General features: G+C 67.5%; 24 protein-coding genes. 10 read left to right on the top strand and 14 right to left on the bottom strand.

Translation table 11 applies throughout. The features are described from left to right. Positions 1 to 443: 443 nt before the first annotated feature. On the bottom strand, positions 444 to 2,021 hold the full coding sequence (locus tag FOY91_RS09635) for a carboxylesterase/lipase family protein (RefSeq protein WP_145150643.1): 1,578 nt from the start codon (positions 2,019 to 2,021) through the stop codon (positions 444 to 446). A 205-nt stretch (positions 2,022 to 2,226) separates the two neighbouring features. Here FOY91_RS09635 and FOY91_RS09630 point away from each other — a divergent pair, with 205 nt between their 5' ends. The 3 genes from FOY91_RS09630 (at position 2,227) to FOY91_RS09620 (ending at position 5,418) form a co-directional block, all read left to right on the top strand. After that, entirely contained in the window at positions 2,227 to 3,987 is a 1,761-nt protein-coding gene (locus tag FOY91_RS09630) for a PHA/PHB synthase family protein (protein WP_145150640.1), read from the top strand. 10 nt (positions 3,988 to 3,997) lie between these two features. Further along, entirely contained in the window at positions 3,998 to 5,074 is a 1,077-nt protein-coding gene (locus FOY91_RS09625; protein WP_238995352.1) for an enoyl-CoA hydratase/isomerase family protein, read from the top strand. 122 nt (positions 5,075 to 5,196) lie between these two features. Further along, on the top strand, positions 5,197 to 5,418 hold the full coding sequence (locus FOY91_RS09620) for a hypothetical protein (protein ID WP_145150634.1): 222 nt from the start codon (positions 5,197 to 5,199) through the stop codon (positions 5,416 to 5,418). Positions 5,419 to 5,478: 60 nt separating this feature from the next. Here FOY91_RS09620 and FOY91_RS09615 read toward each other — a convergent pair whose 3' ends face one another. The 3 genes from FOY91_RS09615 to FOY91_RS09605 form a co-directional block, all read right to left on the bottom strand. Beyond that, the gene (locus tag FOY91_RS09615; protein ID WP_145150631.1) at positions 5,479 to 5,787 is read right to left on the bottom strand and encodes a hypothetical protein; all 309 of its coding nucleotides are present in this window, start codon (positions 5,785 to 5,787) and stop codon (positions 5,479 to 5,481) included. A gap of 75 nt (positions 5,788 to 5,862) precedes the next feature. After that, positions 5,863 to 6,087, bottom strand: a complete 225-nt coding sequence (locus tag FOY91_RS09610; protein WP_145150627.1) for a DUF2171 domain-containing protein — start codon at positions 6,085 to 6,087, stop codon at positions 5,863 to 5,865. 145 nt (positions 6,088 to 6,232) lie between these two features. Beyond that, on the bottom strand, positions 6,233 to 6,565 hold the full coding sequence (locus FOY91_RS09605) for a hypothetical protein (RefSeq protein WP_145150624.1): 333 nt from the start codon (positions 6,563 to 6,565) through the stop codon (positions 6,233 to 6,235). Positions 6,566 to 6,835: 270 nt separating this feature from the next. Between FOY91_RS09605 and FOY91_RS09600 the strand changes: the two genes are divergently transcribed. Continuing rightward, entirely contained in the window at positions 6,836 to 7,654 is an 819-nt protein-coding gene (locus FOY91_RS09600) for a formate/nitrite transporter family protein (protein ID WP_145150621.1), read from the top strand. Between the two features lie 42 nt (positions 7,655 to 7,696). Here the strand turns inward: FOY91_RS09600 and FOY91_RS09595 are convergent, their stop codons facing one another. The 5 genes from FOY91_RS09595 to FOY91_RS09575 all read right to left on the bottom strand — a co-directional run bounded on the left by FOY91_RS09595 (position 7,697) and on the right by FOY91_RS09575 (position 11,379). Continuing rightward, complete coding sequence (locus FOY91_RS09595) at positions 7,697 to 8,485, bottom strand: sensor histidine kinase (RefSeq protein ID WP_238995350.1); 789 nt, start codon at positions 8,483 to 8,485, stop codon at positions 7,697 to 7,699. A gap of 63 nt (positions 8,486 to 8,548) precedes the next feature. Further along, complete coding sequence (gene arsH, locus FOY91_RS09590; RefSeq protein WP_145150614.1) at positions 8,549 to 9,310, bottom strand: arsenical resistance protein ArsH; 762 nt, start codon at positions 9,308 to 9,310, stop codon at positions 8,549 to 8,551. Beyond that, entirely contained in the window at positions 9,310 to 10,593 is a 1,284-nt protein-coding gene (locus FOY91_RS09585) for an arsenic transporter (protein ID WP_145150610.1), read from the bottom strand. The genes arsH and FOY91_RS09585 overlap by 1 nt, the downstream gene beginning before the upstream one ends. Beyond that, positions 10,593 to 11,033 (bottom strand): arsenate reductase (glutaredoxin), encoded by a 441-nt coding sequence (arsC, locus tag FOY91_RS09580; protein ID WP_145150607.1) that lies wholly within the window; start codon positions 11,031 to 11,033, stop codon positions 10,593 to 10,595. Before arsC ends, FOY91_RS09585 begins: the two co-directional genes overlap by 1 nt. Positions 11,034 to 11,046: 13 nt before the next feature. Continuing rightward, a complete protein-coding gene (locus tag FOY91_RS09575) occupies positions 11,047 to 11,379 on the bottom strand; it encodes an ArsR/SmtB family transcription factor (protein ID WP_145150604.1) in 333 nt (110 codons plus the stop codon). Positions 11,380 to 11,559: 180 nt separating this feature from the next. Between FOY91_RS09575 and FOY91_RS09570 the strand changes: the two genes are divergently transcribed. The 5 genes from FOY91_RS09570 to FOY91_RS09550 all read left to right on the top strand — a co-directional run bounded on the left by FOY91_RS09570 (position 11,560) and on the right by FOY91_RS09550 (position 16,334). Then, complete coding sequence (locus tag FOY91_RS09570; protein WP_238995343.1) at positions 11,560 to 14,151, top strand: PAS domain-containing protein; 2,592 nt, start codon at positions 11,560 to 11,562, stop codon at positions 14,149 to 14,151. Between the two features lie 107 nt (positions 14,152 to 14,258). Next, positions 14,259 to 14,489, top strand: coding sequence for a hypothetical protein (locus tag FOY91_RS09565; protein WP_145150601.1), 231 nt, complete (start codon positions 14,259 to 14,261; stop codon positions 14,487 to 14,489). Positions 14,490 to 14,500: 11 nt separating this feature from the next. Then, positions 14,501 to 14,701: a hypothetical protein gene (locus FOY91_RS09560; protein WP_145150598.1), complete on the top strand. Its 201-nt coding sequence runs from the start codon at positions 14,501 to 14,503 to the stop codon at positions 14,699 to 14,701. 49 nt (positions 14,702 to 14,750) lie between these two features. Continuing rightward, positions 14,751 to 15,221, top strand: a complete 471-nt coding sequence (locus FOY91_RS09555; protein WP_145150594.1) for a nucleoside deaminase — start codon at positions 14,751 to 14,753, stop codon at positions 15,219 to 15,221. A 339-nt stretch (positions 15,222 to 15,560) separates the two neighbouring features. Continuing rightward, a complete protein-coding gene (locus FOY91_RS09550; RefSeq protein ID WP_145150591.1) occupies positions 15,561 to 16,334 on the top strand; it encodes a 2OG-Fe(II) oxygenase in 774 nt (257 codons plus the stop codon). A gap of 12 nt (positions 16,335 to 16,346) precedes the next feature. On the opposite strand, the gene FOY91_RS09545 is transcribed toward FOY91_RS09550, so the two are convergent. Both FOY91_RS09545 and FOY91_RS09540 read right to left on the bottom strand, forming a co-directional pair. Beyond that, a complete protein-coding gene (locus FOY91_RS09545; RefSeq protein ID WP_145150588.1) occupies positions 16,347 to 18,224 on the bottom strand; it encodes a tetratricopeptide repeat-containing sulfotransferase family protein in 1,878 nt (625 codons plus the stop codon). Positions 18,225 to 18,316: 92 nt separating this feature from the next. Next, positions 18,317 to 21,259, bottom strand: a complete 2,943-nt coding sequence (locus FOY91_RS09540; RefSeq protein WP_238995335.1) for a TonB-dependent receptor domain-containing protein — start codon at positions 21,257 to 21,259, stop codon at positions 18,317 to 18,319. A 285-nt stretch (positions 21,260 to 21,544) separates the two neighbouring features. Here FOY91_RS09540 and FOY91_RS09535 point away from each other — a divergent pair, with 285 nt between their 5' ends. After that, positions 21,545 to 22,066, top strand: coding sequence for a hypothetical protein (locus FOY91_RS09535; protein WP_145150585.1), 522 nt, complete (start codon positions 21,545 to 21,547; stop codon positions 22,064 to 22,066). 4 nt (positions 22,067 to 22,070) lie between these two features. Here FOY91_RS09535 and FOY91_RS09530 read toward each other — a convergent pair whose 3' ends face one another. Genes FOY91_RS09530 through FOY91_RS09520 form a run of 3 tightly spaced genes read right to left on the bottom strand, consistent with a single transcriptional unit; the run spans position 22,071 to position 24,662 of the window. After that, the gene (locus tag FOY91_RS09530; protein WP_145150582.1) at positions 22,071 to 23,330 is read right to left on the bottom strand and encodes an aspartyl/asparaginyl beta-hydroxylase domain-containing protein; all 1,260 of its coding nucleotides are present in this window, start codon (positions 23,328 to 23,330) and stop codon (positions 22,071 to 22,073) included. Beyond that, positions 23,327 to 24,016: a putative 2OG-Fe(II) oxygenase gene (locus FOY91_RS09525; RefSeq protein WP_145150579.1), complete on the bottom strand. Its 690-nt coding sequence runs from the start codon at positions 24,014 to 24,016 to the stop codon at positions 23,327 to 23,329. The genes FOY91_RS09530 and FOY91_RS09525 overlap by 4 nt, the downstream gene beginning before the upstream one ends. A gap of 1 nt (position 24,017) precedes the next feature. Beyond that, positions 24,018 to 24,662 (bottom strand): TIGR02466 family protein, encoded by a 645-nt coding sequence (locus FOY91_RS09520; protein ID WP_145150576.1) that lies wholly within the window; start codon positions 24,660 to 24,662, stop codon positions 24,018 to 24,020. Positions 24,663 to 24,944 lie beyond the last annotated feature (282 nt).

Below are 24,944 nucleotides of genomic sequence, written 5' to 3'. Positions count from 1 at the left end.
TCGACGCCGTGCGCCCACCCGTCTGCATGGTAACGCGGCTGAGGCTCGACGCGCGCTCTGTTTGGTTCGACAACGGCATCGGGCTGAAGCTGACGCGCCGGGGCGCCAAGCCACTGCTGATCCAGGAGTTCGGCCTGCAACGGAAGGCGTCGGCGACGGACCGGCAGATCTGGCTGCGCGCAGGCGGCATCTACAACACCACGCGCTACACCCGCTTCGATGCGCCCGGCACCAGGAAGAACTGGATGCTGTTCGCGCTGGCCGACTATCAGCTCTACCAGCCGGATGCCAAGCTCGCCTATCGCGCGTCGTCGGGCATCTACGTCGCGCCGTCGGTGGCCTATATCCGCTACGAGCGTGCCCATGCGATTGCGGGCGTCCGCCAGCTCGGCCACCCGTTGGGCAAGGTGCCGGACCCCTTATCCGCGTCGCATCCCGTCCAACTAGGGGCGGGGGCCGATCGCCCCGCCCAGCGCGTTCATCCGCGTGGCGAGATAGTCGCTCATAAAGGCGGGACCGTCGTTGGTGAAAACCATCGCGCCTGCCGTTGCGGGCTTCCAGTCCGGGCCGCCGGCCCGCCCCGGGTTGCCGGTCTTCGCGAAGTCGACGACATATCCCCGGTATTGCCGCGACATCTCCTCGTCCTCGGCAGTCGCTGCGCCATGCGCCGGATTGCGCGAGGCGAGCGTGCCGAAGAGATAGCTGGAGTCGCCGCCATGCCATGAGCCTGGCGAGAGAGATTGGACGCTCCTGGGCACGTAGGCGAACACATAGGTGTACCCGGGCATTCCGACGTTCGACATCGCCCGGGCCACCGCCTGCGACGGGCGGATGAGCCAGGCGTCGCCGAAGATCATGCGGCGGACCACGTCCGCACCCAGCCTGCCGTCGGGATCATAGGCCTTGAGGACGGCATCGTATCGGGCGCCGAGCCGCTGCCTCAGGTCGGCGTCGGACAGGCCGGCATCGCCCAGCATCCCGCCTTCATAATCGTTCGCGCCGTTCATGTACGACGCCTTGTGCTGGCGGCCGGTGCGAAATCCCTCGAGGATATCGACGGTCAGGCTTTTGCCGTCGATGATCGGCCCCGGATAGGCGCCGATCTCCAGGCTGGCCTTCAGCACCGCTTCCGCGGGGGCGGCGCGCATCGCCGCGAGATCCTTCGCGCCGAGTTTCTCGGCCAGCGCCACCCCCCACTGCTCGCCCGACTGTGGCTGCGTGGCGGTCTGTTCGGCCAGATGGCGCATCGGCTGCCAGGCGGAAACCGACCCGGAGATGCCGCGCTGGAACAACCCGTCCGACAGGGGCGACACCATCAGCAGGTTGACCGAGCTGCCGCCGGCGGATGCGCCGAAGATCGTGACGTTGCCGGGGTCGCCGCCGAACGCCGCGATATTGCGCTTCACCCATCGCAACGCCGCGATCTGGTCGAGCAGCGCGAAATTGGTCGCCGGCTCCGCGCCGCCGGCCGCGGTCAGCGCCGGATGGGCGAAGAAACCGAACGCGCCCAGCCGGTAGTTGATCGACACGACGATCACGCCGTCCTTCGCCAGGGTCGTACCGTCCTTGTTCGATCCACTGCCCGATCCGAGGATGAAGCCGCCGCCGTGAAGCGCCACCATCACCGGCAGCTTCTTCGCGCCGACCGGCGCCCACACGTTGAGGTAGAGGCAATCCTCGCCGATCCGCTTCTCCTCGGTGACGACGGGTTCGGGCGGTTTCAGTCGCGGCGGGATGCGGATCTGCATGCAGGACGTGCCGAACTCGGTCGCCGGGCGAACCCCCGACCACGCGGTTGCCGGCTGGGGCGCACGCCAGCGCAAGTCGCCTATCGGCGGCGCGGCATAGGGGATGCCCCGGAACAGGCGAACCCGGTCCTTCCCGACGACGCCTTCGATCCGGCCCGTATCGATGCCGACCGTGACGGGCGTCGTCACCGGGCTGGCGAGATCGTAGGACGAGGGCGGCGCGTGCGTCGTGGAAGCCACGGCGATCGCCACGGCGACAAGTATCGGCAGCATGGGCCTCCCCCTTACGATATGGTCTCGGGCGACGTTGGCATCGAGGGGCAGTCGAGGCAATAGCCGCTCGGGCCGGACGCGGAGGGCGTGACTTCGCACAAGTCGGGTCAATCCCCTTCAACTTCGCGGCGGGTGTGTCTAATGCCGGGCGGGCAAGGCAACGAGGCGAGAGAGAGATCATGCGCAACCACCCGAAGACACCGGCATGACGGTCGACCTCCAGACGCCGGGCAACGCCTCGGCTCACATGGCCGGCGCCCTCGCGCGGGCCGGCACGGCACTGATGACGGTCGCTTCGAGCCCGCGCGCGAAGAAGACGACGCGGTCCTACGATCCCGCCGTGATGATGAACTCGTTGCTGAAGCTGACGGCATCGATCGACCCCGCCGATCTCTTTTCCGCACAGGTGAAGGCGACGCAGGAGTGGGCGGGTTTCTGGGTCGATCTCTGGACGCCGCAGCAGGCGACGGACGCCAAGGACAAGCCGAGGGGCGACCGGCGATTTGCCGATCCCCGCTGGGAGCAGCCCTATTTCCGCGCCGCACGGGATGCCTATCTGCTCGCCTCGCGGCAGCTGCGCGATCTGGTGTCGTCGGCGAAGATCGAGGACACATCCAGTCAGGCGATGGCCGGCTTCCTGCTCGACCAGTATCTGAACGCGATCTCACCGACCAACTTCGTGATGACCAATCCGGAAGTGGTGCAGCGCACCCGGGAGACGGCTGGCGCCAACCTCGTCAACGGCTTCGCGCATGTGCTCGAGGATTTCGCTGCGGGCAAGGGCATCGTCAAGCGCCGCGCGGCGGCCGACGTGTTCGAGAAGGGCAAGACCATCGCCGCCACCCCCGGCAGCGTCGTCTTCCAGAACAAGCTGTTCCAGCTCATCCAATATGCGCCGACCACGCCGGATGTCTCGCTCGAGCCGCTGCTATACGTGCCGCCGCTCGTCAACCGCTACTACATGATCGACCTTCAGCCGAAATCGAGCCTGGTACGCTGGCTGGTCGAGCAGGGCCGGACGGTGTTCGTCATCTCCTGGGTCAACCCGGACGACAGCCTGCGTGACTGCGCGCTGGAAGACTATGTGCTGACCGGCGTCGTCGAGGCGATCGGCGCGGTGCGGCGGGCGACGGACGGCGCGAAGGTCGACCTGTTCAGCTTCTGCCTCGGCGGAACGCTGGGGGCGATGGCGCTTGCCTGGCTGGAGGCCAAGGGCCGGGCCAACGAGGTCAACAGCGCGACGCTGATCGGCACCATGCTCGACTTCTCGAACCTGGGCGAGTGGGCGGCGTTCGTCCACGAGGCGCATATGGACGCGCTCGACGACCATATCGGCGGCAAGGGCTACATCGACGCGAACGAGCTTCAGCAGCTTTTCAGCGCCGTTCGCGCCAACGACCTGATCTGGTCGTCCGTCGTGGACCATTATCTGCTGGATCGCCCCGCGCCGCCGTCCGACCTGCTGACCTGGTTCGAGGATGGCGCGCGTATCCCGGCCGCGTTCATGAAGTCGTACAACCGAAGCCTGCTGCACGCCAACGGACTGACGGCGCCGGGCGGCTTCACGATCGGCGATGTCGCGATCGATCTGGCGGCGATGCGCACGCCGGCGATGGTCATCGCGCTCAAGGCGGATCACGTTTCGGCATGGAACGCGGTGTACGACAGCAGCAAGCTGCTCGGCGGGCCGGTGACCTTCATCCTCGGCGGATCGGGGCACAACGCCGGGGTCATAAATCCGCCCGCTGCCAACAAGCACGGCTACTGGACCAACCCGGATCTGGCGGGCACGGCCGACACCTGGCTCGAGAGCGCGGAGAAGCATCCCGGCTCGTGGTGGCCGGAATGGGTCCGCTGGCTCGATCGCAACGGATCGGGCAAGCGCGTCGCCGCACGCCAGCCGGGCGAGGGCGGGCTGTCGGTGATCGAGGCCGCGCCCGGCACCTATGCCACTACCAGCTACTGAAGGAGCCCCCGTGAGCATCGAAGGCGCAAACGAGACGCGCACCTATATCGAGGGGCGCGCCGGCCGGCTGCGGCTGAACCGGCCGAAGGCGCTTCATGCGCTGACCCTGTCGATGGTGCGGCAACTCACCGACGCGCTCGTCGCCTGGCGTGACGATCCGGCGGTGCGGCTGATCCTGCTGGATCATGCGGAAGGGCGCGGTTTCTGTGCGGGCGGCGACGTCGTCTCGATCGCGCGCGATGTGCAGGGGCATGGTGCCGCAGCCGACGCCTTCTTCTTTCAGGAATATCGGCTCAACCATGTGATGTACACCTACCCCAAGCCCGGGGTGGCGTTCATGGACGGGGTGACGATGGGTGGCGGGGTCGGCCTGTCCTGCCCGTGCCGCTATCGCGTCGTCACCGAGCGGACTTTGTTCGCCATGCCGGAAACCGGGATCGGCCTTTTTCCGGACGTCGGCGGCGGGCGCTATCTCTCGCGGCTGCGCGGACGGGTGGCGCAGTATCTCGCCGTGACAGGCGCCCGGCTGGACGGAGCCGAATGCCTCGCGCTCGGCCTCGCCAGCCACTTCATCCCTTCCGAGCGGCTGGAGGGGCTGAAGGCGGATCTCTGCGCGACGCCGGAGAAGGTGGAGTCGATCCTCGCCGGCGCCACGGTGCAGCCGCCCGAGGCCGGGATCGTCCGCCACCTCGACCTGATCGACCGGCTGTTCGCGTCGGATGTGTACGAGGATATTCTGGCGGCGCTCGAAGCCGATCCGTCGGACTGGGCAGGCGAACAGCTTCGCATCCTGAGGGGGCGGTCGCCCACGGCCTGCAAGGTGTCGCTGCGGATGCTGGTGGAAAGCCTGCGTCATCTGCACTTCGTCGATGAGATGACGATGGAGTTCGGCATCATGTCGCGGGTCTGCCGCGCGCCCGATTTCGCCGAGGGCGTGCGGGCGCTCCTGATCGAGAAGGACGGCAAGCCGCGCTGGTCGCCGGCACGTCCGGAAGACGTCACGGCGGAAGTGATCGACCGGATTTTCGCGCCGTTGCCGCAATCGAGGGCCTGGACCCCGCTGCCGCCGCCCGAGCCCGGTATCTGATCGTCACCGGAGCAGACGACGCAGGATCGGGAGGCGCGCTTGCTTTCGCCAGAAGCACGAGCGTGATATCCTCGACTTCGGAGCACCCCTTTCAACGGGGCGCCACGGAGAGGAAATCCGCCATGGGCCATGAGTCCCACGATGTCCGAGAGGCCGCCGCGTCGAGCCACCCGTTCGATGCCGTACCCGATCCCGATCCGGACTGGGTCCAGGCGAACCCCGAGCGGGCGCTCCGCTTCCTCTTCTTGTTCCCGCGACCCTGCGACGGTCTGGACAGGCTTCTCGGCGACCACATCGCGAGCGAGGATCGCGCCACGCGGGCTGTGGCACCGCGCTATGGGTGAGCGGACCGGCCAGCATCGGCCGGTCCGCTCACCCCGTTCACGTCCGCTGATTCGACGACATCAGTCCGTCACCACCTCGCTCGCGTCGAACTCGTCGAAGGCTGCGCGGACCTTGCCGGCCAGCCCCTCGTCGTCCAGATCGACCGATACGGTGATGCCACCGTTCAGGGCGGCGTCGTCACGGGATTCGGGGCTGGGCGAACCGGCCTCGGTATCCGAACCATCCAGCTCCTCGCCGGCGGTATTCTCATCGCCCGCAGCGGCAAGGAACACGTCGGCGCGCTCGACGCCGAATTCCTGAACGAGCCGCTCAACGGCCATTTCGGCGTCGCGGCGGGTTTCGAACGTGCCGGTCAGTGTGGTGCCCATCTTCATCTCCGTCGCGGTGAATGTCTGCTGGTCGGGGGGAGCGCCGACAGTCTGGGTTGCCGGCGCTGCCCGAGTTTATCGCTCCGAGGCGATCGCAGTTTCTGCGTCGCTGGTCAGCGTCACGGTGTTGCCCTTGATGTCCTGCACCAGCGCGGTCGCGATATAGTGGTGCGCGCCGTCGCCGCTCTCGGCCTTGGTCAGCTTGATGCGGTCGCCTTCGACCTTGTCGACCGTGCCGACGTGCCCGCCGTCGCTGCCGACGATTTCCATATGCTCTTTGATGATGTTCGCTTCGGTCATGCCATCGCCTCTCGTTTGTGTGAAAGGCTAACGCGCGGGCGCGGCTTTGGCTGGTCGCCATGCGGAATAAATAAACGCCCCGGCGCAATGCCCGGCGCGGGACGCAGCCTCGCGTCCGGGATCCGGCGGCCTGCGCAATCATGGCCTATGCGGCATCCGGCGCGCCGATCCGCCGTATCGCCTCCCGGCCCGCAGCGGTGAGCCGGGTGGGTTCGTCACCGGTCTCATCCGACTTTTCGAGCCACGGGCCGGCGGGTTCGTCCTCGCCATCCGGCGCCGACAGCTTGGCGATGGATGCCAGTGTGAGGCCGCTTGCCAGACGATCTATTTCCACCAGTCCCCACCACTGGTCGAGTTCCTCGTCCGACGCGGCGTCCTCCAGTCGTTCCACCTTGGCGATGATCTCCGTCAGCAAGACGCGCCGGCCCACATCCGTGCCGACCGTGGCGGCGAGATCATCCTGGTGCGTCTGGTCCATGGCTTGTTCCTTGATGAGTGCGCGATCGAACGGTGCGGCAGCCGGGCGTGTTCGCGGATATAGCCTGCCGCACCCACAGGATGCCCGACGCCGGGAGAGGTTCCGCGTGTACAGCGACAATCCACTCGGCGGGTGTCGTCGGGGAATCAGCCGGGAAGCCGGCCGGCCGCGTCGCCATCGCGGTCATACCCACCCTCCGGCTCGACCGTCCGACCGTCATGTCGAGTCCGCCCGGATGGACCGAATGGGACCGCCGCCCGTTCGCGCTGGATGGAACAGCCGAGCGACGACGACGCGATCGAGGAATTGAAGGCGGCCGACGCCGGTGAACTGCACCGCGCCGTGCGCGAGGAAGGCGAGGCCGAACTCGATCGCCCGGCCGCCTCGCTGCTCTGGTCCGCGCTCGCCGCCGGCTTCGCGATCACCGCGTCGCTTGTCGCGCAGGGCGCGCTGCATACGATGACGGTCGAGGCACCGTGGCGCAAACTGATCGTGGGCCTCGGCTATCCGGTCGGTTTCATGGTCGTCGTGCTCGGCCGGATGCAGTTCTTCACCGAAAGCACGATCACGGCGATGCTGCCGCTAGCCACGCGGCCGACGCTGTCGGCGCTGATGCGTACGCTTCGACTCTGGGGGCTGGTCCTGCTGGCGAATCTGGTCGGCACCGCCCTCATCACGCTGGCGTTGGCGAATCTGCCGCTGGCGGATCCGCCGCTGCGCGACGGGATGGTGGCCGTGTCCGCCGTCATCCTGAAGCATGATGTGGCCGCGACATTCTGGGGCGGGATCCCGGCCGGGTTCCTGATCGCCAGTCTCGCATGGACCCTGCCCAATGCACGCGAGCAATCCGTCCTCATCATCTTCGTGGTGACCTACGTGGTCGGCATCGCGGGCTTCAGCCATTCGATCGTGGGGTCGGCGGAAGCGTTCACGCTGATGTGGGCCGGGCGCATCGATGTGATGGCCGCTTTCGGCGGATCGATCCTGCCCGCGGTCGCCGGGAACCTGATCGGCGGGGCAGGGCTGTTCGCGATGCTGGCGCATGGCCAGGTCCGAAGCGAGATGACGGCGCACACTCGGGAAGGTTGAGGCACCGTCGATCGGTCGCGGGGCGGGCGATCCAGCCCACGGTCAGGCGGACAGGCGTCGGCGGTCCATGCGCAGGGTGGCAATCACCCCTTCCTCGGACCAGTCGCAGGCGATCGAGCCGCCAAGTTGGCCCGAGATGCTGCGCCGCAGGAGCTTGCTGCCGAAACCCTCCGTCCCGTCCGGAACCGTCACCGCCGGCCCGCCACGCTCCAGCCAGGTCAGGACGAGTTCGTCGCCGTCCGTCGTGCTCGACAGGTCGAGTGTCCCGGTGGGCACCGACAGCGCGCCGTATTTCATCGAGTTCGTCGCCAGCTCGTGGATCACGAGGGCGAGGCCGGTCGCCGCCACCTCGCCGACCCCCATGCGCTCCACCGCGACGCGGATGCGGCCCCGGAACGCGCCCATGTCTTCGTAGCGCGCCAGCAGCACCGACAGCAGATCGCCCAGCAGCGCCGCATCGCCCTGGCCGTTCGGCAGGGGGCGGACCAGATCGTGCGCGCGGCCCAGCGCCGTCAGCCGCGCGGTCAGATCCTGCGCCATCCCTTCCGTCGACTTCGCGGAACGCAACGTGATCGCGGTGAGGCCGGCTGCGATCGTCAGCAGGTTCTTGACCCGATGGTTCATCTCGCCGGCGACAGGCTCGTTGCCTTCCTCGGCATGCTTGCGCCCCGAGACGTCGAGGAAGATACCGAACATCGTTCGTCCGACGATCCCGACGTCCTCGCCCTGGCCACGCGCGGAAATCCAGCGCACCTCGTCGCCGGCAAGGATGCGGAAATCGGTCTCGTAGCGACCCAGCACGGCGCGGGTCGCGGCAAAGGCAGAACGCACGCGATCCCGATCCGCCGGATGGGGTCCGCGAACGCGGTGGCCGTCGCCCGGCATGGATCGGTCTCAGTCCGCCCGATCTGCGCGGGTCGGCGCCGTGGCGATGTGCGACAGGTCGGTTGCCGGGTCGATCGGCGTTCCGGCCTCCCGGCGCTCGGAGTAGCGATCGACCAGCCGGGCGGTGTGCGGGCGGAGCAGCACCGTGAAGCGCACCAGTTCCTCCATCACGTCCACGATCCGGTCGTAGTAGCTGGACGGCTTCATCCGGCCGGCGTCGTCGAACTCGTCGAACGCCTTGGCGACGCTCGACTGGTTCGGGATCGTCACCATCCGCATCCAGCGGCCGAGGACGCGCAGCGTGTTGACGCTGTTGAACGATTGCGATCCGGCCGACACCTGCATGACGGCGAGCGTGCGGCCCTGCGTCGGGCGCATCCCGCCGATCGCCAGCGGCAGGTGATCGACTTGCAGCTTCATGATGCCGGTGATCTGGCCGTGACGCTCCGGGCTACACCACACATGCCCTTCCGACCACATCGACAGGTTGCGCAGCTCGTGAACGGCCGGATGATCGTCGCCCGTCACCTGATCGGGCAGCGGCAGCGTGGCGGGGTCGAAGATGCGCGTCTCGCAGCCGAAGAATTGCAGCAGGCGGGCGGCTTCCTCGACGCAAAGCCGTGAGAAGGACCGCTCGCGCAGGGAGCCGTAAAGCAGCAGGATGCGCGGAGGTGGATCACCAGCGCCCAACCCGAGGGCGGGACGGTCGAGCGCATAGCGGCGATCGAGCGCGGGAAGGTGGTCGGGATCGGAGAGTGTGCGAAGCGGCATTACAGACTGAGCCTTATGGCGAGCGCGGCGAGTGTCACCAGCAGCACGGGAATCGTCAGTGTCGCGCCGACCTTGAAGTAATAGCCCCAGCCGATGCGGATACCCTTTTGCCCGAGGACGTGCAGCCACAGCAGCGTCGCGAGCGAACCGATCGGCGTGATCTTGGGCCCGAGGTCGCAACCGATCACGTTGGCGTAGATCATCGCTTCCCTGATCGTGCCCGTGGCGTGCGTCGCGTCGATCGACAGCGCGCCCACCAGCACGGTCGGCATATTGTTCATCACCGACGACAGGAGGGCGGCGATGATACCGGTCCCGAACGCGGCGCCCCACACGCCGCCTTGCGCGGTGCGATCGAGCACGCCGGCAAGATGATCGGTCAGCCCCGCGTTTCGCAGGCCGTAGACGACCAGATACATGCCGAGCGAGAAGATCACGACCTGCCATGGCGCGCCCGCCAGCACCTTGCGCGTCTGGATGACAGACCCACGCGACGCGATGACGAGCAGGAGGACCGCGCCGGCAGCGGCAACGGCGCTGACCGGCACGCCGAGGGGTTCGAGCAGGAAGAAGCCGGCGAGCAGCAAGGCGAGAACGACCCAGCCCGCTCTGAACGTGGCACGGTCCCGGATCGCTGCCGAAGGAGCGCGGAACTGCGTCACGTCATAGCCCGCCGGTATGTCGCTGCGGAAGAACAGCAGCAGCACGATGAGCGTCGCAGCGATCGACGCCAGATCGACCGGCAGCATCACCGACGCATAATCGGCGAAACCGACGCGGAAGAAGTCGGCCGACACGATGTTGACGAGGTTGGAGACGACGAGCGGCAGACTGGCGGTATCGGCGATGAACCCCGCCGCCATGACGAACGCCAGCGTCGCCCGATCCCTGTATCCCAGCGCACGCAGCATCGCGATCACGATCGGCGTCAGGATCAGGGCCGCGCCATCGTTGGCGAACAGCGCCGACACCGCCGCGCCGAGCAGGACGATCAGCACGAACAGCCGGCGACCATGCCCCCGGCCCCAGCGCGCGACATGGAGCGCCGCCCACTCAAAGAACCCGGCTTCATCGAGCAACAGGCTGACGATGATGATCGCGACGAACGTCGCGGTCGCGTTCCAGACGATGTCCCACACCACCGGCACATCGGAGAGCGAGACGACCCCGACGAGCAGCGCGATCGCCGCGCCGCCCAGTGCACTCCACCCGATGCCCAACCCTTTGGGTTGCCAGATGACCAGCGCGATCGTGACGATGAAGATGGCGAGCGCGAGCACCATCAGGCGATGCGCTGGCCCGATGCGTCCACCACCCGTTCGCCGTCTTCCTTGGCGAACGCACCCCGTTGCGGCGCGGGCAGCAGATCGAGCACGGCCTCGGACGGACGGCACAGCTTCACGCCGAGCGGCGAGACGATCAGCGGCCGGTTGATGAGGACCGGATGCGCCATCATCGCGTCCACCAGCGCATCGTCGGACAGCGTGACGTCACCAAGGCCCAGTTCCGCATAGGGCGTGCCCTTCTCGCGCAGCAGATCGCGAGGGGTGATCCCGGCACGGTCGATCAGTTCGACCAGCAGCGCGCGCGAGGGCGGCGTCTTCAGATACTCGATCACATGCGGCTCGATGCCGGCGTTGCGGATCATCGCCAGCGTGTTGCGCGACGTGCCGCACGCGGGGTTGTGATAGATCACGATATCGACGGCCGCGTTCCAGCTCATGGTGGGCGTCCTTTCAGCAGCAGGGGGTGAGTTCGGCCAGGAGCGGCGCGCACAGTTCAGGCGATCCGGCGCAGCAGTCCTTGACGAGGAACAGCGTCAGCGCGCGCAGCCCGTCCAGATCGGCGCGGTATATGATCGACCGGCTATGCCGCTCGGAGCGGACGATGCCGGCGCGCGCGAGAATGCCGAGATGCGCGGACATGGTGTTCTGCGGCACGTCCAGCCGGCGGGCGATCTCGCCGGCGGCCAAGCCGTCCGGCTCATGCCGCACGAGCAGCCGGAACACATCGAGACGCGTCCCCTGTGCGAGCGCGCCGAGCGCCACGATGGCCGAATCATTATCCATATATCCAGCATAGAGGATATGTCATGCAAGACCAGCCCCGAAGGTCCGGACGGCCGGTTCTACGGGGCAGCGGGAGCGTGCCGGCTTGCGACCAAAGTAGCGCCTCGCCCACGCCCGACGTTGCGGACAAGGGGGGTATCGCCTAATCCCGGCACTTGGCCGCAACCGACGAGTGACGACGTGACCGATACGACCGACCGCGCCGTCGAGACCGCGCCGAAGATGACTGCCGATGCCGAACGGATCGCGGCCGAGCTGATCGGGCAGGATCTCGGCACCGATCCGTTCGTGGCCGCGGTTCGTGCCACGCGGATGCCGATGATCATCACCAATCCCCGGCTCCACGACAATCCCGTCGTCTTCACCAACAACGCCTTCTGTCGCCTCAGCGGGTACGAGCGGGAGGAGATCCTTGGCCGGAACTGCCGCTTCCTGCAGGGGCCGAAAACCGACCGCGAGACGGTCGCCAGAATCCGCGAGGCCGTGCGCCGGGTGGAGTCGATCGAGATCGACATCCAGAACCATCGCAAGGACGGGGAGACGTTCTGGAACCGCCTGCTGATGGCGCCGGTGTACGATACCGACGGGGTGCTGGCCTATTTCTTCGCCAGCCAGGTCGATGTCACGCTCGAACGGGAGCGCCTGAAGGGGCTGGAAACCAGCAACGCATCGCTGATGGCCGAGCTGACGGACCGGCTGCGCGTGCAGCAGGAGCAGGAGCGCGAGCTGGCCTTCACCCTGAAGGCCGCCCGGTTCGGTACCTGGAGCCTCGAGATCGAGACCCAGCGGCTGACGGCGTCCGAGACGTGCAAGGAAATCTTCGGCAGGCCGGTCGACCAGCCGTTCACCTATGCGGACCGGCTGGCTGCCATCCACCCCGACGACCGGGCGCTCAGCGTCGACGAATCCCGTCGCTGCGTGGAGGAAGGTACGGACTATGATGTCGTGTACCGCATTCATCGCCACGACGACGGCGAACTGCGCTGGATCGGTTCGCGCGGCCAGCCCTTCTTCGATGCGAACGGCAAGGCGCTGCGCATCGCGGGCGTCTCGACCGACATCACCGACCAGCGCCGCAGCGACATCACGCGGGCCGCGCTGGTCGAGCTCGGCGACATGTTCCGCGACACCGAGTGCCCCGACGACATCTCCTTTGCCGCCGCCTCGATCATCGGCCGGACGATCGATCTGAGCCGGGTGGGCTATGGCGGGATCGATGCGGCCACCGACGAGGTCACGGTGACGCGCGACTGGACGGCACCCGGCGTCAGCCAGCTTTCCGGCATCTACGACCTGCGCGATTTCGGCTCCTACGTCGACGACATGAAGCGCGGCGAGGAAATCTGCATCGAGGACGTCCGTCTCGATCCCCGCACCGCGCGGACCACCGAGGCACTGGAAGCGGTCAACGCCCGGGCCATCATCAACATGCCGATCATGGAGAACGGGCGACTCGTCGCCATGCTCTACCTGGCGAGCGGCCGGGCGCGGCGCTGGCGGGCGGACGAGATCATGTTCGCCCGCGAGGTCGCCGAGCGGACGAGGATCGCGACCGAGCGGCGGCGGACGGAGCAGGCGCTGGCAGCACTCGCCGCCTCGCTCGAACAGCAGGTGGTCGCCCGCACGGGCGAGCTGCAACATGCCGAGGATGCGCTGCGCCAGTCGCAGAAGATGGAGGCGGTCGGCCAGCTGACCGGCGGCGTCGCGCATGACTTCAACAACCTGCTCACCGTCATCCGCTCGGCCACCGACCTGCTCAAGCGCCCCGATCTCACCCCCGAGCGGCAGGCGCGCTACATCGACGCGATCTCCGACACCGCCGATCGCGCGGCCAAGCTGACGGGCCAGCTCCTTGCCTTCGCGCGGCGCCAGGCCCTGCGGCCCGAAGTCATCGACGTGGGCCAGAGCCTGACCGTCATTTCGGATATGCTGGGCACGCTGACCGGGTCGAGGATCCGGATCGGCATCGATCTGCCGGAGACGGCGTGCTTCACCAACGTCGATCCCAGCCAGCTCGATACCGCGCTGGTGAACATGGCGGTGAACGCGCGCGACGCGATGGACGGTGCCGGGCGCATCGACATCGCGGTGCGGCCCGCCGCGTTCATTCCGGCCGTCCGCTCGCATCCCGCCGTCGAGGGGCAGTATGTCGCGATCTCGATGACCGACACCGGATCGGGCATCGCCCCCGACAAGCTGGAACGGATCTTCGAGCCGTTCTTCACGACCAAGGGCGTCGGCCAGGGCACTGGCCTCGGCCTCAGCCAGGTGTTCGGCTTCGCCAAGCAGTCGGACGGCGACATCGTCGTCGAGAGCGAGGTGGGTCGGGGCACCACCTTCACGCTGTACCTGCCGCGTGCCGAGGAAGAAGAGATCGTGCCGGCCGGCGAGGCGGTCGAGGCGCTGGCGGATGGGCATGGCACCTGCGTGCTGGTCGTCGAGGACAATTCGGAGGTCGGGACGTTCACCACCCAGTCGCTCGCCGAACTGGGCTATGTGACGGTATGGGCGGCCAACGCGCAGGAAGCGCTGGCCGAGCTGGCGAAGGATGCCTCGCGGATCGACATCGTCTTTTCCGATGTGGTGATGCCGGGCATGAACGGGATCGAACTGGGCAAGGAAATCCGGGCGCGGTACCCCGATCTTCCGGTCGTCCTGACCTCGGGCTACAGCAACGTGCTGGCGCAGGACGGCACCCACGGCTTCGAACTGCTCCACAAGCCATATTCGGTTGAGCAGCTCTCGCGCATCCTGCGCAAGGTGGCCGGGTAGCAGGACCGCCCGATCCGTCGTCGGATTCCGATTGCCGGGTGATCGGGCGCGCACGGTGCCGACCGTGATGCTCGGGCGTTCCGGTCGCTGAACGACACGGAGACCGCATGATGACCGACCCGGCCACCCAGACCCGCCGCCGCGAGATCGCGACCGAGCATCTGCTGTTCAAGCTGATGGAATATGTCGAGGCGGGGCAGCCCGGGCTGCTCGACTTTCTGGAGGGCAGCCTCGATCATCTCGGCGATCCGGCCGACGGTGCCGACAAGGACGACGAGGCGGTGCGGGCGATCGCACGGCGCATGATCGTGGGCGCGCGCCGCGAGGGGGTAGCCTGAGGGCCGGAGGCATGGCGCTGCATTTCGTCGGCTTCCGCGGCGACGAATATGGTCGGGCCGTCCGGGTGTTCGGCGTGCCCGACTTCATCCACATCGGCTGGGATCGGTGGGCGCGGCAGGAGGTGGTGGCAGGCGACGTCGCCATATTCGCGACCGGCACGGCGGAGGGCGAACCGTCGACCTACAGCTTCCCGGATATCCGCGAGGCATGATCCGGCTGCCGCAACCGCATCGTCGGTGGACCCGACAGCGAGGAACGGAATGAACGATACCGACATGCGGCACCTGCGACGCTGCGTCGCGCTGGCGGCGGAGGCCGTCGATGCGGGCGACCAGCCGTTCGGCTCGTTGCTGGTATCACGCGACGGCGCGGTCCTGTTCGAGGACCGCAACCGTACCGGCGGCGGCGATCCGACGCGCCATCCGGAGTTCGCGATCGCGCGCTGGGCGGCTGCGCACCTGTCGCCGGAGGAGCGACGCCACACCGTCGTGTACACGTCGGGCGAGCATTGCGCGATGTGCGCGGCGGCGCATGGCCTCGCGGGGCTGGGGCGGATCGTCTATGCGACCTCTACGGTGCAGTTGGGCGAGTGGATGCGCGAACTCGGCAGGCCACCGCTCGGCATCGCGCCGCTTCGCATCACCGATGTGGTGCCGGGGGCGGTGGTGAGCGGCCCGGTGCCGGCCCTTGCCGACGAGGTTCGCGCTCTCCACGCACGGTCGAGCGGCTGAGGCGGGACGGCCTTGGTGCCGGTCCGCTTATCCGGCGCGGCCCGGAGGACGGCGGCGCGCGCGTCGATCTGCGGCGCACCCATCCAGCGACCCCGCAGGCAGATTGCGTCCGATGCGCTCGGGGCAGCCCTGCGATGCGTCGCACCCTCCTGCGCCAGCCGCGATCACATGGTCGCAAAGCTCGATCGGCAGAATTTTGGTCGTGCGTGTCGATCCAGCGTCGTATGCAGTTCGAGCCGGGGATCCCGGCCAACCCGTCGGCTTGCGACATGCGCTATGGTATCGGCCATTCGCGACGCTTCGACCGGTGACGGGGCATCGGCGGGCGGGAGCGGGGCCATGATCGTGACGGATGAGCCGGCAACCGCTTTCCCGCAGTTCGCGCTTGGCCTTGCGCACGATGTTGACGCTCTTGCCGCGCGGTTCGCCGAGATTGGCCGGGTACGCATCCACGAGTTCCTGGATGCAAAGGTCGCCGGTGCATTGCACGCGCGGCTCGACGCAAGGCAGGACTGGCGGCAGCTCATCAACAGCGGCGACAAGCTGTTCGAACTCGATCGCGCCACCCGTGCCGGGATGTCGGCCGCCAGGATGCGGGATCTCGACGACGCGGTGTGGCAGGGCGCGCGGAGCGGCTTCCAGTATCGCTACGAGTCGCTGCGCCTGCCCGACGGCAATCGTGGCGAGGCGGCCGACGCGACCGGCAATTCCCTGGGCGGGCTGACCCACTGGCTATCGACCGGCACGATGCGGGATATACTCCGTCGCATCACCGGGGCGGTGGACGTGGATTATGCCGATGGCCAGGCGACGGCCTATTCGAGCGGTGACTTCCTGACCGGCCACGACGATGCAGTGGCGGGCAAACGGCGCCGGGCGGCTTATGTCATCGGCCTGACGCCGGTATGGCGCGTGGAATGGGGCGGGCTGCTGCTGTTCCACGGGGCTGACGGCGCGGTCAGCGGCCACATGCCCGGCTTCAACACGCTTGACGTGTTCGCCGTGCCGCAGATGCACAGCGTATCGCCCGTCGCCCCAGCCGCCGCCTGCCGCCGTCTCGCGATCACCGGCTGGCTGCGCGCTGCCGACGATCGTGCGGGTATGGCGGGCTGACCCGGTGCGGCGCTAGAGGGCGTACCCCATGCGCTCGATCCAAGGATGGAGGACAGGGATGACGGGCGACATCTGCGTGCGATAGCGCGTCCATCGTCCGATCGCGCTGGCATAGAGCGGCTTCGTGACCTGGGAATAGCTGGGCGTCGCGATGTGCTGCCGTTTCCGTGCCGCACCGCGGTTGTCCATCATCCCGTCGCGCCAGGGCACGTCGATGAAGTCGAGCATGGCGCGAAGCTCGGGCGCAAGGTCGGTGACCATGCGTTCGTACCGTACGCGATGCACCCTGATCGGCAACCGATCGACCGTGGCGTGCCACGCCGTCGAGGCCAGATCGTACAGGCGCGCGGCCGCTGCGAGATCCTGAAAATGCACCATCGCCCGGTTGATCTGGAAGCGTGAGATGAAACAGCTCAATACCGCGTCGCAGGGGTGACGCTCGACGAAGACAAACCTGGCATCGGGAAAAATGCGATGGATCAGCGCAGCGCGCACCATGTTGATCGGAAACTTGTCGACGACGCGCTGGTGCACGGATGCCCTCGGGGAGAATTCCTGCTGAATCTCGAAATAGGCGGCGCGCAGTTCCGTCGCCTCGTCGTCCGAGAGCGTGGCGATCCGGGCCGGATCGCCGAGCCGCTTCTCGAGCCGTTCGACGACGGGCACCTCCTCCATCACATGCAGCTCCGGCGCGTTCATCAGCAGCGTGTCGAGCAGGGTGGTGCCGGAACGGGGGAAACCCACGATAAAGATCGGCGCGGGGGACGAGGCCACCGGCGAGGCGGTAGTCCAGCCTGCCACTGAGGCGGGCGCGAGGCGTCGGATCGTGGCGGCAACCTCGTCCGGGAAACCGGAGGCCCTCGCGCGTGCGCTGGCGGCCGTTGCGGCGGATGCGTCGTTCATCGCGGTGAAGGCGGCGAATGCCGCGTCGGTATCGCCGAGGGCATCGGCTATCTCGCCGCGGAGTTGAGCCAGTCGGCCCGGGTCGATGCCGCCGTCGATCTTCCGCGCCCGTGATCCGGCCTCTGCAAATCGCCCTGCGCGGCGGAGCGCCCATGCGGCAAGATAGTCGATTTCCGCGCCCGCCACGCCGCGCGTTCCAGCCTGCGCGATCAGGTGGTCGAGATCGTCCAGCCGGTTCAGCCGCTCCAGCAACATGCCATATTCGAGATAGGCGAGCGGATATAAGGGCGCGAGGCGCAACGCGGCGAGATAGGCGGCTTCGGCCGCGGCGAAATCATCCATCGCCCCCTCGGCCAGCCCGAGCCGGACGAGCAGGTCCGCATCGTCGGGGACCCGGCCCACCGCGTCGCGCAGCAGTGCCTGCCGCTCCGCCTGCCTGCCCAGCCCGTCGAGCAGGGTTTCCAGATGCAGGCAGGTGTCGCGATCGGCGGGGTTCAGCGCGAGCGCCTGCCGGAATGCCGCCTCCGCCCCGGCCACGTCATCTTTGCGGAACAGAAGCACGCCCAGGTTGCTCCAGCTCTCGTAATCCTGCGGGAAGGCGGCGAGCACGCGGCGAAAGCCCCGGATCGCCGCCGGATCATGCCCCTGTTGCTGGTCGACGAAGGCGACGATGCGCCACAACGCCACGTCGTCCCCTCGTGAGGCGACCGTCCTGGCTTCGTCGAGTTGCCCGGTCTGCACGAGCGCGAAGGCAAGGTTGATGCGGAGCGGCAGACTGTCCGGCGTCGCCGCGAGCGCCTGGCGGAGATAGCTCACCGCCTCGCCTGCCGCGCCCGACTGGAGGGCGACCATCCCCGCCAGTGCGGACAGGCGCGGATCGTGCCGTTTCTGGGCGAGGAGGCGGCGGGAGGCAGCGGTCGCGCCTGCCAGATCGCCCTTGCGGTAGAGATCGAACGCAGCGGCGAGCGCGGTATCGAATGAAGACATCGTACTCCTGATCGCCGGCAGCCGGCGCGTGGCGAACGAAAAGGGGCGGCACGTTGCCGCGCCGCCCCTTCGATAGCCGGGTTAAAACCGGATCAGAAGCTCATCTTGCCGGAGACGAAGAACGACCGGCCGAGCACGTCATAGGCGGTCGGGTAGGTATTCGACTGCTCGCCGTTGCCGCCATTCTGGCCGCTGGCCGAGAGCGGCGGGCGCTTGTCGAACGCGTTGCTCACGCCGGCATTGAGGGTGAAGTTCTCCGTCGCCTCGAAGGAAGCGGTGAAGTCGAAGTAGTTCTGCGCCTTCAGACGCTCGGTTGCGTAGGTGATATCGGGGTTGTCGTCACGAACCTTGCCCAGATAGCGCCACTGAACCGAGAGGCTAGCCTTCTGCACACCGAAGGTGGTGCGCAGCGAGTGACGCCACTTCGGCGTGGGAACGCCGCAGTTGAGGCCGAACGCGCCTTCGCACTCGTAGGTGGTGCCGGCGACGGGCGTGATGTCGTACTTCAGCAGACGCGTACCCGAGAAGGAGAAGCTCAGCTTGGCGTCGCTGCTCAGGAAGCCCGAGAGGGGCATCGAGTAGCCGCCGGTCACGTCGATGCCGCGGTTCTTCAGGCCGCCGCTGTTGAGGTAGCGATCGCTGAACGTCTCGATCTCGCCGTTGATGTTACGCTGGATCAGTGAGCAGAACGCCTGGTTGAACCCGCCGAAGCACTGGTCGCCGATCGTCTGCGTGCCGACACCCGAGAAGATCGCATTCTTGATCTTGATGCTATAATAATCGACCGTGAACGTCAGGCGTGGAACGAAGGAAGGCTGGACCACGACACCGGCAGTCCAGTTGTCTGCCTTTTCCTCGCGCAGCTGGGAGTTGCCGCCCAGGAAGGTGACCGGGTTGACGTTGTTCGGATCCTGGATCGCGATATCGCCGAGCGATGTGGCGGGAACGCCCTGCGCGAGGCAGATGTCGCGCAGCTGACCGGCGGGAACTGCCGCAGCGGTGCCGCAGCGATCGGCGTTGCCGGCGAACGACACCGTGTTGCCGAGGAACAACTCGTTCACGCTGGGGCCACGGATGGCGCGCTGGTAGTTGCCGCGGAACGTGATGTCGCGGATCGGCGCGAGTTCGGCGCCGGCGGCCCAGGTGAAGACGTTGCCCGGTGCGTTGGAGTATTTCGTCTGACGCGCGGCAGCGTTGACGTTCAGGCGGTGGACGATGTTGTCGCGCAGCAGCGGCACGTTGATTTCACCGAAGAAGTCACGCGTGTGATAGCCGCCGGCGGTCGCTTGGCCCGGGTTGAAGCCCGCCACGTTTCCCGACGCCAGGTTGGTGTCCGGATCGATCCGGCCACGCTCGCTGCGATATTCGGCACCGAAGGCGATGCCGACGCCGCCCGCGCCCAGATCGAACACGCTCGGGTTGGTAACGGCGACGCTCGCCACCTGCGTCGTATATTCCTCAAGGTTGGTCGCGCCGACCGAGATGTAGTCGATCGCGGCCTGGCTGAGGTTGTTCAGGCCGAAGATGTTGGCCGGTGCACAGCCGGTGTTGCCGCTGGCGCAACCGAAGCTGGCGCCGGTGCCGCTCGTCGTGACGGCGTCGATGAAGCGGTCGACCTGCACGTTGCCGAGCTGGCGCTGCGAGTTCTTCGTCCGCGAGTACATGTAGTAGCCATCGTAGCTGAAGCCGGCGCCGATATCGCCCTTCAGGCCACCCAGAACGCGGAAGGCGTTGCGCTCGTCGAAGTTTGCGCGCGGCCCGATCTGCGTGGTGCGGAAGTTGAAGGTGCCGTTGACGTAGCCGTTGCCGTCGGTGTCCAGCGTGCGCAACGCGTTCTGCAGCGCGGGCGCGAAGAACGGCGAGTTTACCTGCAGCGGGATCGCGCCGATCGTGCCGGACGGGCTGGCGGCGAAGGGCGTGCCGCTGGTGATCGGCGTCGCGGCGAGCTGGTTGACCACGCGGTTGTTGGCGAACTGCGCCTCCATGTACGGCGTGAAGTGCTCGCTGATCTCATACTGCGCCTGCGCCGAAACGATGAAACGCTCCTGCGGCACCTGCAGATAGTTGATCGGCGCGAAATTGTAGCCGTCCGCCGCGGTATAGCAGCGGGTTGACCCGTTCTGGGCGAACACCTGGTTGTTGAGCGCGGCGGCGGTGGCGCAGCCTGGGCCCGTCCGCTGGCCGAGCGCGGCGCCGAGGCCGGCCACGGTGATGCGGCCTTCCGGCACGGAAGGCGAGCCGCCGGCTGCGATCAGCGACCGCGAACCATCGGCGTTGATGACGTCGCTGAGCGCGTCACGCGAGAAGGAGCGGTCGCCGGCCAGCGTGGGGCGGCGCTTCGTGTAGCCGGCATACAGCGTGACGTTGCCGCGATTGTCGTCGAAGTTCGAGCCGATGGTGCCGTTGATGTCGAAAATCTGGCCGTCGCCGCGCTCGGTGAGTTCGTAGCTGCTGTTCAGCTCGACACCCGAGAAGTCATGCTTCAGCACGAAGTTGACGACGCCGCCGACCGCGTCGGAACCGTAGACCGCCGATGCGCCGCCGGTCAGCACGTCCACGCGCTCGATCAGCGAGCTCGGGATGGTGTTGAGATCAACGACCTGATTGACGTCGTACGACATGTAGCGACGGCCGTTCACGAGCACGAGCGTGCGCTGGCTGCCGAGGTTGCGCAGGTTGACGGTGGCGACGCCGCCGCCGGGGTTGTTCGAGGTGCCGGACTGCGTGGCGGTGACCTGCGGCAGGTCGTTCAGCACGTTCTCGATGTTGGCCGAGCCGGACTTCAGGGCGATGTCCGCCGCGCTGACGACGTTGATCGGGCTGGACGACTCAAGATCGGGACGCGCGATACGCGAGCCGGTGACCACGATCTCGTTATCGGCGGCGCTGCCGGTCGCTTCACCGGTCGTAACCGGCACCACCGTGCTCGGCGGCGCAGCCTGCGCCAGTGCCTGGCTCGACACGATCATGAGTCCGAGGGCCAGCGACGCCGTGCTGCTGCGCAGCGCGATGTCCATCTTGCGATTACCAATCATACGACAAACTTCCCCTGTTGAGGTCCGAACGGCAACGTGGCGACGTTTTGAGATCGCGCGGCAGAACCCTGATCCCTGCCCGCTTCGCCTCATCCCTTTGCCAAGGTTTCGGAATGACGTACTTTTTGCGCTCCATTCATGCGCTGTAAAGCGATCAGTTCCGCTCATGCCGATAGCCTGCCGGCTGTCGCACGATTGCAACAGTTATGGTGGTGGCCACCACCATGTCGCTTGAGTCGGACCGGGATGCGCCGTACCCCGAGGGCATTATCGGGGAGCAGGGCAATGCGGGTGACCATCGGACGACCGTTCTTCGCGGCCTTGCTCATTCTCCCTGCGATCGGCCATGCCGCGCCGCCGGTGCCGTCGCCGGCTTCCGCCTACCGCCTGCTGCTCGATTGCCGGGCGATCACCGATCCGGCCGCGCGGCTCGCCTGCTACGACAGCAAGATCGCCGCGTTCGAGAGCGCGGAGAAATCGGGCGACGTCGTCGTGGCCGATCGTGCGCAGCTTCGCGAAACCAGCAAAGGCTTCTTCGGGTTCGGCGCGCTCAGGCTGCCGATCGTCGGCAGCCGCACCCGGCTGGAAACCCCCGAACAGATCGAGGCGAAGATCGTCGGCGTGCGGAGCATAGGGTACGGCAAGTGGGAGATCGTGCTCGACAACGGCATGCGCTGGCGTGAGACCGAGCCCGGTACGGTCGATCCGCGCGTCGGCCGGCCGGTGGTGATCCGCAGCGGTGCGCTGAACAGCTTCTTCATCCGGATCGACGGCGCCAAAGGGGTGCGTGGCCTGCGCGTGGAATAGCGCCTCAAGCGCCGCCGAATGCGCTGATCGCCCGGCTCGCGGCACGCAACGATGCTTTCTCCGCATCGTCGAGGAACGGGTTCCAGATATCGAGGATCATCACGACGCGGATCTCGTCGCTGTCGTTCCATGCCTCATGCTCGATCGTATCGTCGAACACGAAGGCGCTGCCGATCGTCCAGGGCCGCGTCTCCGAGCCGACGCGGAAGCGGCATCCGGAGGGAATCAGCAGCGGAAGATGCACCACCGCCCGCATGTTCGTCACGCCGGTATGGGGCGGGATGTGGGTATGCGGCCGAAGCGTGGAGAACATCACATTCGGCCCGCGCAACGGCACGTCCAGCAGTGGCAGCCGGCCAAGGAGAGCCGCCGTACGCGGGCACCGTTCCAGCACGGCGGGGACGGGCCGGCCATCTCTCCACAGGAAGTGTGCGCCCCAGTCCAGCGAGTTGTTCAGCTTGGCCCACTGGTTCACCGGCTGCCCGGCGGCGACCTGCACGTAAGGCGTGTTCTCCAGCGCGCCGGCTAGCAGTCCGAGATACTCGTCCCGGACGATCGCGGTGGCCGCCTCCAGTTCCGCCAGCCACGGCAGCAGGGCACGATCGAAGAACTGGATCGCGGGAAGATAGGGGATGTGCAGGCCCGCCGGCTGCTGGACATAGATCCTGCGCCGCCCGGCGAGTGCATCGAAACAGTGCCGGATCCGCTCCGAGGCGATCGCTTCGCCATCGACCTGCGCCGCGATCGCCGTGGCGATGCCCTCGTCTTCCTGCGCGATCAACGCCTGACCGTGTTCGAGCGCCTGCCTCAGCCCCGGCGCAAGCGTCGACAGCGCAGGCGCGGCGGCAAGCAGCGCGCGATAGACGCGAACCGCCTCGCCGGCGCGATCGTGACGCTCGAACCATTGCGCCTTGTGAAGAAGGGCGACGAGGAAATAGGGGTCAAGGGTCAGCGCCCGGTCAATCGCCGCCAGTTCCTCGTGGTGCCGTCCGGCGGCGCGCAGCGCGAAGCTCAGGTTCAGCCAGATCGGCGGCGCAGCGGGGTCTGCCTCCACCGCCCGTTGCAGGTATCGGGCAGCGTCGGTCGCGTCGCCGGTGCTGAGGAGGCGGTTGCCAATCGCGTTCAGCGCGCGCGGGTCGTGCGGGGCAATGTCCAGGATCGCCCGGTAGGCCGCGATCGCATCGGCCAGCCGGCCTTCGCGCGTGGCGATGTCGGCCTGCCCGAACAGGACGTCGAGGGTTCGTGTAGGGCTGCCGGCGCTCATGCCGGGATGCTTCGTGGGGCCGGCCCGGTTTCCGCCACGCTGCGGCGGTGCGCGACGAGATCGACCGTGATCCAGATGCGCTCGACCATGCCGTGGAACGGGCGATGGGCGATCCGCAGCCACGCTGGATAGAGCAGCAACTGGCCGGCCGCCGGCCGTATCCGCACGGTTTCCCGATAAGTCGTTCCGTCCCGCCCCGGCTGCAGGCGTAGGCGCAGGTCGGGCGCCTCCATCAGCGTGGCGGGGAGGCGGGGGTCCTCGATTTCGACTTCGCCGCCCGCTGCCGTATCCCCGCTGCCGCCATAGCCATCCGCGATGAAGCAGAGGCCACCCCAGAAAGCGTCGGGCCGATGCCTCGCGGTGAGCGATTCCCCGTCGCGCAGGATGTTGCCGCGCAGGAAGACCGACCAGTCGTAACGCGGTGACCCGACAGCGCCGACATCGGCCGTAAGCTGCCCGGCCAAGGCAACGAGCCGGCGGGACAATGCCGCAACGGCGGGCGCTCGCCAGCGCGCCATGTCGTCGCCCGATTGCCAGCCCTGGCCGGGACGGGGGGCGGCGCGGACGGTTTCGCCCAGGCGGGCGGCGGTGATCGCATCGTGCAGGACGGGCACCTCGTCTGGCGCGAGCGTGGTGACGGCCAGCGACGTGGCGAACAGCGGGTTCACCGAGAGCGACGGTGTCATGTCAGCGCGCCTCGTGCCGCACGAGCATATTGACGGCGATCGAGATCCGGGTTCCAGCACCCTGATACGGCCGAACCGAATGGGCGAGGAACGAGGGAAAGACGACGAGCATCCCCGGCTGCGGCCGCATCCACGTCTCCTGTTCGTCGGCGCTGCCATCGGCGCCGCGATGGCGCAGGTCCGGGGTCCGCATCCGCAAGTAGGGCATGCGTGGATCGATGAACACCAGCTCGCCACCCAGCGACCGATCGTCCGACCCGCCATAGCCGTTATCGACGTAATAGACCGCCGAAAGGAACGAGCCGGGGTGCCAGTGGCTCTGGTTGGAATGGCCCGCCTCGTTCACGTTCGCCCACATCTCGCACTGCCACTCGACCCCGGGCGCGCCCGGCGCGTGCATTCGCGACACGACCGTATTGCACAGGCCGGCGACGTGGCGGGCCAGCCCGGCCGCCGCCTCTCCGCCCCAGCCGGACATGTTCGCGGACGACTGCCATCCGCCGACGTTGGACAGGCTGACGCTGCGTTCCCCGGCGCGACGGCTCAGGATGGCCGCTCGCAGGGCCGCATCGAGCGCGGCGTGATCGGGCACGACGAGCGAGTAGACCGGGGTTTCGAACAGGGGCACGACACGGACGCTTCGCATGACGAACGCCTTACCAGCGCCCCGCGCAAGTTGCGACCCACCGGGCGGGTGCGGGCCGGCGATCCGTCACCTCCCGTGATGCCGATTCGCCGGTTCGACCTACAGGGCAAGCGCCGGACGATTTCCGGACCGATGCTCGCCGAGATCGCACGCGCGCTGCGATCGGGCGGGCGGTCGCCGGTTGTGCGGTGCGGAACGATGCGGAAATCGCCTGGCACTGTAGAGGCTGGACCATCGGCCTCGACGAATTACGTCCCTGCCGTCGCGGCGATCGCCGCGGGC

The sequence above is a fragment of the Alterirhizorhabdus solaris genome (assembly GCF_007785815.1).
Taxonomy (GTDB): Bacteria; Pseudomonadota; Alphaproteobacteria; order Sphingomonadales; family Sphingomonadaceae; genus Alterirhizorhabdus; species Alterirhizorhabdus solaris.
Note: the sequence above shows the minus strand (reverse complement) of the source record. Positions and strands in the feature narration are given on the sequence as shown.